Raw genomic sequence first — 13,047 nt, 5'->3', positions numbered from 1 at the left:
CCGGCGATTGTAACCGAGGAAAGATGGCGCGAGAGCGACAGTCCGGCGCCGACCGGCCCGGCGCGGGCAGCGCCGTTACGGTGCGCCGCCGCATCGCGCGGCGGCGTTCGCCGCACTCGGGAAAATGCCGATCCGCCGGACGTTTCGTGCATCGCTCGGCGGACTCCCGTCACCGTTCCCGGTCGGGCCGCGCGCTGCGAACGCGCGCGGTCCGCAAGCGGCGCGGCCGAGGCCCGAACCACGCTCACGCGCCGCTCAGATCGCGCCCGCCTCGCGCAGCGCGGCGATCGCCTGCGCGTCGTAGCCGAGACCGCGCAGCACCTCGTCCGTATGCTCGCCCAGTTCGGGACCGAGCCAGCGCGTCTCGCCCGGCGTGTCCGACAGCTTCGGCGTGACGTTCGGCAGCGGAATCTCGGTGCCGTCGGGCAGCTTGAAGCGCTGGATCATCTGCCGCGCGATGAACTGCGGATCGGTGAACATGTCGGCCGCGCTGTAGATGCGCCCGGCCGGCACGTCCGCCGCATTGAGCACGGCGAGCGCGTCGTCGATCGTGCGCGGCGCGAGCCACGCGGCGATCGCATCGTCGATTTCCTGCGTGCGCGGCACGCGCCCGTCGTTGCTGGCGAGCGAGGGATCGTCGGCGAGGTCGTCGCGCCCGATCGCCTTCATCAGCCGCTTGAAGATCGGATCGCTGTTGCCGCCGATCACGATGCTGCCGTCGCGGCACGCATAGGTGTTCGACGGCACGATGCCGGGCAGCGACGCGCCGGTGCGCTCGCGCACCATGCCGTATACGCCGTACTCGGGCACCACGCTTTCCATCATGTTGAACACCGCTTCGTACAGCGCGACGTCGACGACCTGCCCCGCGCCGCCGTTCACGTTGCGATGGTGAAGCGCCATCATTGCGCCGATCACGCCGTGCAGCGCCGCGATCGAGTCGCCGATCGAGATACCGATGCGCGGCGGCGGCATGTCCGGATAGCCGGTGATGTGGCGCAAGCCGCCCATCGACTCGGCGATCGCGCCGAAGCCGGGCCGGTCGCGGTACGGGCCGGTCTGCCCGTAGCCGGACAGGCGCACCATCACGAGGCCGCGGTTCTCGGCCGACAGCACGTCGTAGCCGAGGCCCAGCTTCTCGAGCAGGCCGGGGCGGAAGTTCTCGATCACGATGTCGGCCTCGCGCGCGAGCTGCCGCGCGATCGCGTTGCCGGCCTCGGATTTCAGGTTCAGCGTGACCGATTTCTTGTTGCGCGCCTGGACCGACCACCACAGCGACGTGCCGCCCTGTTCCGGGTACAGCTTGCGCCACTTGCGCAGCGGATCGCCGCCGTTCGGATCCTCGATCTTGATGACTTCAGCGCCGAATTCGGCAAAGAGGCGCGACGCGAACGGCCCCGCGATCAGCGTCCCGAATTCGAGCACTTTGACGCCCGCGAGCGGGCCCTGGGTGGTGCTCATGTGTCTCCCTGGCATGAGGAACGACGCCGCGGGGCGGCGGCGTCCGGCCTACATCGTGCGGCGGTCGAGCATCGCGCGGGCGATGGTGCCCGCGTCGACGTATTCGAGCTCGCCGCCCACCGGCACGCCGCGTGCGAGGCGCGTGACCGCGAGCCCGCGCGCCTTCAGCGTCTGGCCGAGGTAATGGGCGGTCGCTTCGCCTTCGTTCGTGAAGTTGGTCGCGAGCACGACCTCCTTTACGACGCCGTCGGACGCGCGCCGCACGAGGCGGTCGAAGTGGATTTCTTTCGGGCCGATCCCGTCGAGCGGGCTCAGTCGCCCCATCAGTACGAAGTACAGCCCGCGGTACGTCATCGTCTGCTCGAGCATGATCTGGTCGGCGGGCGTCTCGACGACGCACAGCAGCGTCGGATCACGCTCGTCGTCGCTGCACACCTCGCAGATCTGCGCCTCGGTGAACGTGTTGCACTTCTCGCAGTGCTGCAGGTGCTCGGTCGCGAACAGCAGCGACCGGCCGAGCCGCTCGGCGCCCTCCCGATCGTGCTGCATCAGGTGATACGCGATGCGCTGCGCGGACTTCGGCCCGACGCCGGGCAGCGCGCGCAGCGCTTCGACGAGCGAGGACAGGGCGGACGGCTGTTTCATGCGGCGGCAGAGAGCTGAGCGGGCTGAATGGACGCTGCGCTCAGAACGGCAGCTTGAAGCCCGGGGGCAGCGGCAGGCCCGACGTCATGCCGCTCATCTTTTCCTGCGACGTCGCTTCGGCCTTGCGCACCGCATCGTTGAACGCGGCGGCGACCAGATCCTCGAGCATGTCCTTGTCGTCCGCGAGCAGGCTCGGATCGATCGCGACGCGACGCACTTCGTTGCGGCAGGTCATCGTCACCTTGACGAGGCCGGCGCCCGACTGCCCTTCGACTTCGATCTGCGCAAGCTGCTCCTGCATCTTCTTCATGTTTTCCTGCATTTGCTGCGCTTGCTTCATCAGTCCGGCGAGGTTGCCTTTCAACATGGGAATACTCCTTCTTGATCGTGTGAAAACCGGCACGCGGCGCGTGCCGGTCAATGTGTGCGGGCGTGATTGTGCCTGTCGCGGTGCTTATCGTTCAATGCGGTTCGATGCAGTTCAATGCAAGGTCGGCGACGCGCCGTCCGGCGCGGCATCCGCGAGCGGGCGCACCGAGCCGTCGACGATACGCGCGCCGAACTCGCGCATCAGCTGCTGGACGAACGGATCGCCGTGGATCTCCTGCTCAGCCTCGCGCTGGCGCGCCGCGCGCGCGGCCGCGTCGAGCGCCGCCGCCGTGCGCCGCGCCGGCCCCACCTCGACCAGAACCTCCACGGGCTTGCCGAGCGCATCGGCGAGCGCGGCCTTCAGCTTCGTGACCTGGGCAGCGTCCGCATACTGCGGCACCGGCACCGACAACTTCAACGTAGTCGCATCGACGGCCGTCAGCTCGCTGTTGAACGCGAGCTGATACGCGACGCCCTTCAGCGGCAGCCGTGCGGCAAGCGCCGGCCATTCGCCGTCGAAGCCGATCGCATCGAGCGCGATCGCGGGCGGCAGCGGACGCGTGTCGAGCGGCGCCGACGGCCGCGCTTCCGCCGGCTTCGGCGCGATGCGCAGGTCGTCCGGGCCGCTGTCGAATACCGGCACGAAGCCGTCATCGGCCGCGGCGCCGAACATCTCGTCGGCGCTCAGCGGCACGTATTCGTCGGGCGGAATGTCTTCCCACGGCGGCGGCGCCTGGCGCGCATCGGCAGGCTGCGGCGCGCGGGCGGCGGCACGTGGACTGGGCACCACGACGGCCGGACGCGACGGCGCGGGCTTTTCGGCCGCCGGTTGTGCGGCGGCTGCCTTCGGCGCGGCGCCGGGCCGCGAGCGTTCGGACGACACGCGCATGCCCGCGTTGCGCAACACGTCGAGCGCGGCGGCCGCGCCGCCGCGGGCGGAGGCACGCGGCGCCGACTCGGCCGGCGCAGGCTCGGCCGGCGCGGTGGACGGTGCCGGCGCGGTGGACGGTGCGGGGGCGGCGCTGCGCGATGCGACAGCGGGCGCGTCAGGCTCTGACGGCGCCGACGGACGTGCATCGTTTGCCGGTGCGGTGCACGCTGCCGACGCGGCTTGAGCGGAAGCAGCGACCGGTGCTTCAGGCGTCGCCACTACCGGTGCTTGCGCAGCAGCAGGGTTCGCGGCGGGCGTAGGGGCTGCGTCGGCGGATTGGGCCGGTGCCGGGGTTTCGGCCGGCGCCTGTGACTGGGTCGGCACCGGGGATTGTGCCGGTGTCGCGGACTGTGCCGATGCCGCGGATCGGTTCGATGCCGTGGATTGGTCCGATGCCGTGGATTGGTCCGATGCCGTGGATTGGCTCGATCCCGAAGATTGGCTCGGCGCCGAAGATTGATTCGGTGCCGAAGATTTGGCCGGCGCGGTGGATTGAGCCGACGCCGAACGCGCCGCAGGCACAACCGGCGCGGCGGCCTGCGGACGCGCCGCTTCGCCTGCCCCGCCCGATACCGCAGCACGCGGCGTCGCAGCGGCAGCAGCGGCAGCAGCAGCAGCAGCCGCGCGCGGCGCAGCCGCCGGCACCCCACGCGGCACGGCGGGCTCACCACCGGGCGCGCTGCCCGAGCCGACAGCCGGCTCGAACGCGAGCATCCGCAGCAGCGTCATCGTGAAGCCCGCATATTCGTCGGGCGCCAAGCCGAGCTCCGCGCGCCCGACCGTTGCGATCTGATAGAACAGCTGAACCTTCTCGGGGCTCAGCGTCTGCGCGAACCGGCGCAGGTCGGCCGCCTCCGGCCATTCGTCGAGCACCGAGCCCGGCGCGAACTGCGCCCATGCAATCCGATGCAGCAGGCTCGCGAGATCCTGCAGCGCCGTCGAAAAGGACAGGCTGCGCAGCGACATCTCGTCGGCGATCGCGAGGATTTCGGGGCCGTCACCGGCCGCGAGCGCGTCGAGCAGACGCACCATGTAGGTCTGATCGAGCGCGCCGAGCATGCCCGACACCGCCGATTCGGTCACTTCGTTCGCCGAATACGCGATCGCCTGGTCGGTCAGCGACAGCGCATCGCGCATGCTGCCCTGCGCCGCGCGCGCAAGCAGGCGTAGCGCCTGTTGCTCGAACGAAATCTGCTCTTCGCCGAGAATCCGCTCGAGGTGCGACACGATGTGGCCGGCCGGCATCTGCTTCAGATTGAACTGCAGGCAGCGCGACAGCACGGTGACGGGAATCTTCTGCGGATCGGTCGTCGCGAGAATGAACTTGACGTGCGGCGGCGGCTCCTCGAGCGTCTTGAGCATCGCGTTGAACGCGTGATTCGTCAGCATGTGCACTTCGTCGATCATGTAGACCTTGAAGCGCGCATCGACCGGCGCGTACACCGCGCGCTCGAGCAGCGCGGCCATTTCGTCGACGCCGCGGTTGCTCGCGGCGTCCATCTCGACGTAGTCGACGAAGCGGCCTTCGTCGATCTCGCGGCACGCGCGGCACACGCCGCACGGCTGCGACGTGACGCCGGTTTCACAGTTGAGCGCCTTCGCGAAGATCCGCGACAGCGTGGTCTTGCCGACGCCGCGGGTCCCGGTAAACAGATAGGCGTGATGGAGACGCCCGCCGTCGAGCGCGTGCGTGAGCGCCCTGACGACGTGCTCCTGGCCGACGAGCGAAGCGAAATCCTTCGGACGCCACTTGCGTGCGAGAACTTGATAGGTCATCGGGAAATTGTATCAGTAACGCCGCGTCGCGCCGACACGCCAAACGGTACCGACGACGGGAAACACGTGGAGAAAAACGGAGATTGCCGCAGAAACAAAAACGCCCGACGAACGGGGCGAGAGGAAAGGTGACGAGCCCGACCCTCGGCACTGGCGGAAAACGATTGTGGCTGCTTCGTTCCCGACCTGACCAGGTTCACCGCCCCACCATGCGAGGAGGCCCGTCACGGCATATTCTATCACCGCTTCCGGCCGAATGCGACCGTTTGTTCGCGACAATGCATTCGGGCGCGCAATGGCACACATGCGAACGGCGTGAATTGCGGCCGCCTCCGCACTGCTCTTGCAATTCGCCAACCGGCCTCCACGTTGGCTGAGCAACGGTCGAACGGCGCGTCGTACCCCTACTCGCGTAGCGGCTACTATCGCTGCCCGCAGCAGATAGCAATTTAGGCTAATATGACGCCCGAACGACCCGCGAGCCGCGCCATGCAGCGCTTAAGCCCTTCCTTCGGGAGAGCCGAGTGACCTGCCGCAGCGGCCGGCAGCCGCGAGGCGGCCGGAGCGCCCAACGCGCCGAGCAGGCAGTCCCCGAACCGAAAGAGGTATTGACCCAATGAGCGAACAGATCAAACACATCAGCGACGCATCGTTCGAACAGGACGTCGTCAAATCCGACAAGCCCGTGCTGGTCGACTTCTGGGCCGAATGGTGCGGCCCGTGCAAGATGATCGCCCCGATCCTCGACGAAGTCGCGAAGGATTACGGCGACAAGCTGCAGATCGCGAAGATCAACGTCGACGACAACCAGGCAACGCCCGCGAAGTTCGGCGTGCGCGGCATCCCGACGCTGATCCTGTTCAAGAACGGCGCGGCCGCCGCGCAGAAGGTCGGCGCGCTGTCGAAGTCGCAGCTCACCGCATTCCTGGACAGCCACCTGTAATACCGGCAAGTCCGCGGGCGTGTTGTCAACCGACAACACGCCCGCCGTCACACCGCCGATCGGCCGCTCAAGCGCGAATCGGCATATGCTAGAATCAAAAAACGTCTACAAGACGCATTAAGTCTCAGAGCGCCTCCGCTCGCCCTCCTCCCTTATTTCTTTTCGTCGCATCTCCTCCCTGGCGGGTTCTCCGTATGCATTTATCCGAGCTCAAGTCTCTGCACGTGTCCGAACTGATCGAAATGGCCAATGGCCTGGAGATCGAAAACGCGAACCGCCTGCGCAAGCAGGAGTTGATGTTCGCCATTCTCAAAAAGCGCGCCAAGACGGGAGAGACGATCTTCGGCGACGGTACGCTCGAAGTGCTGCCCGACGGCTTCGGCTTCCTGCGTTCGCCGGAAATGTCGTACCTCGCGAGCACCGACGACATCTATATCAGCCCGTCGCAGATCCGCCGCTTCAACCTGCATACCGGCGACACCATCGAAGGTGAAGTCCGCACGCCGAAGGACGGCGAGCGCTACTTCGCGCTGGTGAAGGTCGACAAAGTCAACGGGCAGCCGCCCGAGGCCTCGAAACACAAGATCATGTTCGAGAACCTCACGCCGCTGCACCCGAACAAGCCGCTGTCGCTCGAGCGTGAAATGCGCGGCGAAGAGAACGTCACGGGCCGCATCATCGACATGATCGCGCCGATCGGCAAGGGCCAGCGCGGCCTGCTGGTCGCATCGCCGAAGTCGGGCAAGACCGTGATGCTCCAGCACATCGCACACGCGATCAAGCAGAACCACCCCGACGTCATCCTGTTCGTGCTGCTGATCGACGAACGCCCGGAAGAAGTGACCGAAATGCAGCGCTCGGTCGCCGGCGAAGTGATCGCATCGACGTTCGACGAACCGGCCACGCGTCACGTTCAGGTTGCCGAAATGGTGATCGAGAAGGCCAAGCGCCTCGTCGAAATGAAGCACGACGTCGTGATTCTGCTCGACTCGATCACGCGTCTCGCGCGCGCATACAACACCGTGATCCCGGCATCGGGCAAGGTGCTCACCGGCGGTGTCGACGCGAACGCGCTGCAGCGTCCGAAGCGCTTCTTCGGCGCGGCGCGCAACATCGAGGAAGGCGGCTCGCTGACCATCATCGGCACCGCGCTGATCGAAACCGGCAGCCGCATGGACGACGTGATCTACGAAGAATTCAAGGGCACCGGCAACATGGAAGTGCACCTCGAGCGCCGTCTCGCCGAAAAGCGCGTCTATCCGTCGATCAACCTGAACAAGTCGGGTACGCGCCGCGAAGAAATGCTGATCAAGCCGGAAATCCTGCAAAAGATCTGGGTGCTGCGCAAGTTCATCCACGACATGGACGAAGTCGAGGCAATGGAATTCCTGCTCGACAAGATCCGCCAGACGAAGAGCAATTCCGAGTTCTTCGATCTGATGCGCCGCGGCGGCTGACCGCCCGCCTCCACGCCGAACGGCCGCCCTGCATCTCGCACGGCGGCCGTTTTTTCGCGCCAACCTATACGTGAACGTACAGGTTTATCTATAATACGAACCATCGTCTCCACTCAAGCCCGAACATCCGATGTCGAACGAAGCCCCCACGCCACTGCTGACCGTCAGCGACGCCGCAGCGCGCCTCGGCGTCACGCCGCGCACGCTGAAGTACTACGAGGAACGCGGGCTCGTCACGCCGTCGCGCAGCGGCGGCCGCTACCGGCTGTACGACGAAGCCGCGCTCGAACGCTTCGCGCGCATCCTGCGGCTGCGCGCGCTCGGCTTCTCGCTGCACGGCATCACCGAGATGTTGAAGCGCCCGCTGGAGCAGACGGACGATGGCCGGCGCCGCTATTCGGACGCCTCGTTGCGCGACATTCGCACCGGGCTCGCCGCGCAGATCGGCACGCTCGACCAGCGGATCGCGGCCGTGCAGCGCGAGCTGAAGGAAGCCGTCGCGCTGCGCAAGGAGTTGCAGCACGACCTCGACTACATCGAACGACGCCTGGCCGGCGAAAACCCCGATGCGCTGATGGCGCAGCGGCGCACCGAAGCCGGCGCGCGACGCGCGCGCAAGGACCGCGAATGAACGTCGCGCCCGGTCGCTCGCCGCTGTGGAGCCGCGCGAACCTGCGCGCGGACCTGCTCCCGTGGGCGCTCGCGCTCGTCACCGGCATCGACTACTTCGACAACGCGGCGTTCTCGTTCTTCGCGAGCTACATCGCCGGCGGCATCAATGCGTCGCCGGACGAACTCGTGTGGTCGTCGAGCGCGTATGCGGTGACGGCCGTGCTCGGCATTCTCCAGCAGCAATGGTGGGTCGACCGGCTCGGGCATCGCCGCTACGTGGCGGGCAGCATGCTGATGTTCTCGCTGGGTGCCATCGCCGCCGCGCTCGCCGACACGTCGCTCGAGCTCGCGTTCGCGCGCGGCTTCCAGGGCTATTTCATCGGCCCGATGATGGGCGCGTGCCGGATCCTTATCCAGAGCAGCTTCAAGCCGCAGGAGCGCGCGCCCGCCACGCGCGCGCTCCTGATCATGATCCTGCTGGGCAGCGCGCTTGCGCCGATCGTCGGCGGGCTGCTCGTCGCGCATTCGACGTGGCGCGCGCTGTTCGCCTGCACGGCGCCGTTCGGCATCGCGTTCGCGGCGCTCGCGTTCGTCACGCTGCCCGACTCGGGCAGGACGCTCGACGACGAGCGCGGCCCCGGGCATTTCTGGCCCTACGTCGTGTTTGCGCTGGCGCAAGGCGCATTGCAGATCGTGTTGCAGCAGGTGCACTACCAGCTCTACAGCGGCTCGCCGACGCTGATGCTGCTGACGTTCGCGGGCATCGGCGCGCTCGCATGGTTCGCGTATCACCAGTGGCACCATCCGGCGCCGCTCGTGCGGCTGCATGCGCTGCGCGAGCGCACTTTCCAGGTCGGGCTGCTGCTGTACATGTTCTATTACTACGAGTCGACCGGCTTCAGCTACCTGACCTCCCGGCTGCTCGAACGCGGGCTCGGCTATCCGGTCGAGAATGCCGGACGGCTGGTCGGCACGATGTCGCTGATCTCGGCCACCGCGCTGTTCGCGTACCTGCGGCATGCGAAGCGCGTCACGCACAAGAAATGGTTCGTGGTGCCGGGGTTCGCGATCGCGATCGTCGCCGCGCTGTGGATGACCCGGATGACGCCGCAGGTCGGCGACGCCGCGCTGGTCGTCCCGCTGCTGCTGCGCGGATTGCTGCTGCTGTTCATCGTGCTGCCGGTCGCGAACCTGACGTTCCGGATCTTCGCGATCGACGAGTACACGCACGGCTACCGGCTGAAGAACATCGTGCGCCAGTTGACGATCTCGTTCGCGACGTCGTCGGTGATCATCGTCGAGCAGCACCGGCTGGCCGTGCACCAGACGCGGCTCGTCGAGCGCGCGAACGTGTTCGACCCGCTGTTCCAGCAGAGCGTCGACACGCTCACGCGCGGCTACGCGGCCGCCGGCCACGCGCTCAGCGACGCGCACGCGCTCGCGATCGCATCGATCGCGCGGATGGTCGCGCAACAGGCGTCGTTCCTCGCGTCGCTCGACGGTTTCTATTACCTCGCGGGCGTCGCGCTCGTCGGCGGCCTGTTCGCGGCATGGCAAAAAGAGATCGATTGAGTTAAAAGACAGGCTTTGGATTTTCCCGCGCCGCCTCCATGCTCTCGAAACTGACCCGCTGGTTCGACGACCGCCGCCGCGATCGCGCGCTGCGCAGCCACCCGATCCCCGATGCGCTGTGGGACGACACGGTCGCGCGCCTGCCCTTCCTCGGCGCGCTTGCGCCGGACGACCAGCGCCGGCTGCGCGAGTTGACGAGCCTGTTCATCGCGCGCAAGTCGTTTTCGACCGCGCACGGGCTCGAGCTGACCGACCGGATGATCGTCGCGATCGCGGCGCAGGCCTGCCTGCCGGTGCTGAATCTCGACTTGTCGCTGTACGACGGCTGGGTCGGCATCGTCGTGTATCCGGGCGAATTCGTGATCCGCAAGACGGTGGAGGACGAGAACGGCGTGGTGCACGAGGTCGAGCAGGACGCGAGCGGCGAGGCCTGGGAAGGCGGCCCGGTGATCCTGTCGTGGGAAGATGCGCAGATGACCGACGGCCGCGACGCGTACAACGTGGTGATCCACGAATTCGCGCACAAGATCGACATGCTGACGGGCGCGGCCGATGGCTACCCGCCGCTGTTTCGCCGCTGGCACGCGCCGCACCTCGATGCGCAGGCGTGGGCCGACGTGTTCGAGCACGCCTACGACCAGTTCTGCGCGCGCGTCGATGCGGTGCCGGAGCGCGCGTGGGCGCGCTTCGAGCGCGACTCGCTGATCGATCCGTATGCGGCCGATCACCCGTCGGAATTTTTCGCGGTGTGCAGCGAGGCGCTGTTCGTGCGGCCGCAGGCGTTCGAGTCCGAATTTCCGGAGCTGTACCGGCTGCTCGCCCGCTACTATCGGCAGGATCCGGCCGGCACGGGCGCGCTCGACGCATGATGAAAATTAATCGTCAACCGTCTGATTTTCTGGCATAATCGCCGTTTTTCGACCTTAGGCAAGTGGCTCGCGCCGGGCTTGACGGCGGCCGAATCGCACGAATGCGTGCGGTCCGGTACGGCAAGCGGCGGGTTGGCTACCGCTCTCACCAAGGAACATCATGAAACCTGGCATTCACCCGGACTACCGCGAAGTCGTCTTCCAAGACATGTCGAACGGCTTCAAGTTCATCACGCGCTCGACGATCCAGACGCGTGAAACCATCGACCACGAAGGCAAGACCTACCCGCTCGCCAAGATCGAAGTGTCGTCGGAATCGCACTCGTTCTACACCGGCCAGCAGAAGATCATGGACACGGCAGGCCGTGTCGAGAAGTTCAAGAACAAGTTCGGCGCACGCGCCAGCGGCAAGGTCGCGAAGTAAGCTTCGCACCGATCCGGTGGTTGCAACGCACCGGTACCGCACAAAAGGGCAGCCCAGGCTGCCCTTTTTTGTCGCCGCTCGCCGGGACAGCACACGCGCCGGCACCCAGCGCGGCAATCGTCTGACGCGCACCGGCCGTCGCGTCTACAATGCCGGATGCTCGAATCCGGCCCGCCCGCGCACGATCGTGCCGGCCGCCTGCCCATAACAAATCAAATCGCTGATCTGCATGAAGCCTGTCGTTCGTCTCACCGCCTCCGCCACGCGCGCGCTGCCGCGCTGGCTGCTGCTCACGCTGTGCCTCGTCTATGCGGCGTTTGGCCTGTTCGGCCGCGACCCGTGGAAGAACGAGGACGCCGCGGGCTTCGGCGTGATGTGGACGATGGCGACCGGCGGCTGGCACGACTGGCTGCTACCCAATCTGGTCGGCAAGTTCATCACGACCGACGGGCCGCTCGGCTACTGGCTCGGCGCGCTGTCGATCCGCGCGCTCGCGCCGTGGGTCGACGCGAGCAACGCGTCGCGCGTCGATACGGGCGTGCTGTTCTGCATCGCCTGCGCGTTCGTCTGGTACGCCGCCTACCTGCTCGGCCGACGCGCCGAGGTGCAACCGTTCAAGTACGCATTCGGCGGCGAGCCGGAGCCGCGCGACTACGGCCGCACGCTCGCCGACGGCGCGCTGCTGATTCTCGTCGCCTGCTTCGGCCTCGCCGAGCGCGGCCATGAAACCACGCCGCAGCTCGCGCAGTTCGCGTGGATCGCGATGTTCGTGTACGGCATCGTGCGCGGCATCGACAAGCCGATGCAAGGCGCGCTGTGGTGGGGCGCCGCGGTCGGGCTGGTCGCCCTGTCGGGCAATCCGGTGCTGGTGGCCGCGTTGCTGGCCGGCACGGCCGTGCTGTGGCTCGTCACGCCGGAGATGCGCAACCTGCGCCTGCCGCTGGTCGGCGTCCCGCTCGCGGCCGCGATCTTCGCGCTGTGGCCGCTCGCCGCCTTCAACGCGACGCCCGACGACGCCGCGTGGTTCTTCAACCAGTGGATCCATGGCAGCCTGATGCGCTTTTCGGGCCCGCCGACCGCGGTGCTCGGCTACGCGGCGAAGAACCTGCCGCTGTTCACGTGGCCGGCGTGGCCGCTCGCGATCTGGGCGTGGTGGAGCTGGGCCGGCATGCGCCGCCGCGCGCATATCGCGGTTCCGCTGTCGGTGGTGGTGCCGCTGGTCGCGCTCGTGATCCTGCAGAGCCAGCAGTCGAACCGGATGTACATGCTGCTGCTGCCGCCGCTCGCGGTGCTCGCGACCTTCGCGCTGCCGACGCTCAAACGCGGCGCGATCAACGCGTTCGACTGGTTCGCGGTATTGAGCTTCACCATCCTCGGCACGTTCGTCTGGCTCGTGTGGCTGGCGTCGCTGACCGGCTTCCCGCACCCGCTCGCGCGCAACCTCGCGCGCCTCGTGCCGGGCTACGAGCCGCATTTCAAGATCCTGTCGTTCATCTGCGCGGTGGTGGTCACCGTGTGCTGGTTCGTGCTCGCGCGCTGGCGCGTGTCGCGTCAGCCGAAGGTGCTGTGGCGCAGCGTCGTGCTGTCGGGCGCCGGCACCACGCTGATGTGGGTGCTGCTGATGACGCTGTGGCTGCCGATCGTCAACTATGGCCGCACCTACAGCGATGTCGCGCGACAGATCGCGTCGCACCTGCCGAAAGACTATGAATGCATCTCGCCCGTGCGGCTCGGCGACGCGCAGCTCGCGACGTTCGCCTATTTCGGCGACATGCACTTCGAATTCTCCGGCGAATGCGACGTGATCCTGCGCCAGGACCGCGCGGACTTCGGCGAGCCGAGCGCGATGTCGCAATACGTCTGGCGTCTCGTGTGGGAAGGCCGCCGCGTCGCCGACCGCGACGAGCGCTTCCGGCTCTACGAGCGCATCGAGCGGCCGAAGACGCCCGTCAAGCGCCGTGGCCCGCGCCATCGCGCGGTCGAGTGAC

Annotated in this window: 11 protein-coding genes and 1 other RNA gene; 7 read left to right on the top strand and 5 right to left on the bottom strand. The window is 67.3% G+C overall.

Going from position 1 to position 13,047, the window contains the following annotated elements; translation table 11 throughout:
- Positions 1 to 255: 255 nt before the first annotated feature.
- From AK36_RS20300 to ffs, 5 genes are all read right to left on the bottom strand, one after another.
- The gene (locus AK36_RS20300; protein ID WP_011884979.1) at positions 256 to 1,461 is read right to left on the bottom strand and encodes a CaiB/BaiF CoA transferase family protein; all 1,206 of its coding nucleotides are present in this window, start codon (positions 1,459 to 1,461) and stop codon (positions 256 to 258) included.
- A gap of 48 nt (positions 1,462 to 1,509) precedes the next feature.
- The gene (gene recR / locus AK36_RS20295; RefSeq protein WP_011884980.1) at positions 1,510 to 2,106 is read right to left on the bottom strand and encodes a recombination mediator RecR; all 597 of its coding nucleotides are present in this window, start codon (positions 2,104 to 2,106) and stop codon (positions 1,510 to 1,512) included.
- A 40-nt stretch (positions 2,107 to 2,146) separates the two neighbouring features.
- Positions 2,147 to 2,473 carry a YbaB/EbfC family nucleoid-associated protein gene (locus tag AK36_RS20290; RefSeq protein ID WP_006755698.1) on the bottom strand — a complete coding sequence of 109 codons (327 nt, stop codon included), beginning with the start codon at positions 2,471 to 2,473 and terminating at the stop codon, positions 2,147 to 2,149.
- 114 nt (positions 2,474 to 2,587) lie between these two features.
- Positions 2,588 to 5,182 (bottom strand): DNA polymerase III subunit gamma/tau, encoded by a 2,595-nt coding sequence (locus AK36_RS20285; protein WP_045579055.1) that lies wholly within the window; start codon positions 5,180 to 5,182, stop codon positions 2,588 to 2,590.
- Between the two features lie 127 nt (positions 5,183 to 5,309).
- Positions 5,310 to 5,408, bottom strand: an RNA gene (gene ffs, locus AK36_RS31485) — signal recognition particle sRNA small type.
- A gap of 390 nt (positions 5,409 to 5,798) precedes the next feature.
- Between ffs and trxA the strand changes: the two genes are divergently transcribed.
- The 7 genes from trxA to AK36_RS20250 all read left to right on the top strand — a co-directional run bounded on the left by trxA (position 5,799) and on the right by AK36_RS20250 (position 13,046).
- Positions 5,799 to 6,125, top strand: coding sequence for a thioredoxin TrxA (gene trxA / locus AK36_RS20280; protein WP_006402348.1), 327 nt, complete (start codon positions 5,799 to 5,801; stop codon positions 6,123 to 6,125).
- A 194-nt stretch (positions 6,126 to 6,319) separates the two neighbouring features.
- Positions 6,320 to 7,582: a transcription termination factor Rho gene (rho, locus tag AK36_RS20275; RefSeq protein WP_006478662.1), complete on the top strand. Its 1,263-nt coding sequence runs from the start codon at positions 6,320 to 6,322 to the stop codon at positions 7,580 to 7,582.
- A 130-nt stretch (positions 7,583 to 7,712) separates the two neighbouring features.
- Complete coding sequence (locus AK36_RS20270) at positions 7,713 to 8,213, top strand: MerR family transcriptional regulator (protein WP_011884982.1); 501 nt, start codon at positions 7,713 to 7,715, stop codon at positions 8,211 to 8,213.
- Positions 8,210 to 9,766, top strand: coding sequence for an MFS transporter (locus AK36_RS20265; protein WP_045579054.1), 1,557 nt, complete (start codon positions 8,210 to 8,212; stop codon positions 9,764 to 9,766). The genes AK36_RS20270 and AK36_RS20265 overlap by 4 nt, the downstream gene beginning before the upstream one ends.
- Before the next feature lie 38 nt (positions 9,767 to 9,804).
- On the top strand, positions 9,805 to 10,635 hold the full coding sequence (locus tag AK36_RS20260) for a M90 family metallopeptidase (protein ID WP_011884984.1): 831 nt from the start codon (positions 9,805 to 9,807) through the stop codon (positions 10,633 to 10,635).
- A gap of 160 nt (positions 10,636 to 10,795) precedes the next feature.
- On the top strand, positions 10,796 to 11,059 hold the full coding sequence (locus AK36_RS20255) for a type B 50S ribosomal protein L31 (RefSeq protein WP_011884985.1): 264 nt from the start codon (positions 10,796 to 10,798) through the stop codon (positions 11,057 to 11,059).
- A 229-nt stretch (positions 11,060 to 11,288) separates the two neighbouring features.
- Positions 11,289 to 13,046 (top strand): ArnT family glycosyltransferase, encoded by a 1,758-nt coding sequence (locus tag AK36_RS20250; protein WP_045579053.1) that lies wholly within the window; start codon positions 11,289 to 11,291, stop codon positions 13,044 to 13,046.
- Position 13,047: the final 1 nt, after the last annotated feature.

Source organism: Burkholderia vietnamiensis LMG 10929, assembly GCF_000959445.1.
GTDB classification, from domain to species: domain Bacteria; phylum Pseudomonadota; class Gammaproteobacteria; order Burkholderiales; family Burkholderiaceae; genus Burkholderia; species Burkholderia vietnamiensis.
This window is presented reverse-complemented; position numbering and strand designations above follow the sequence as displayed.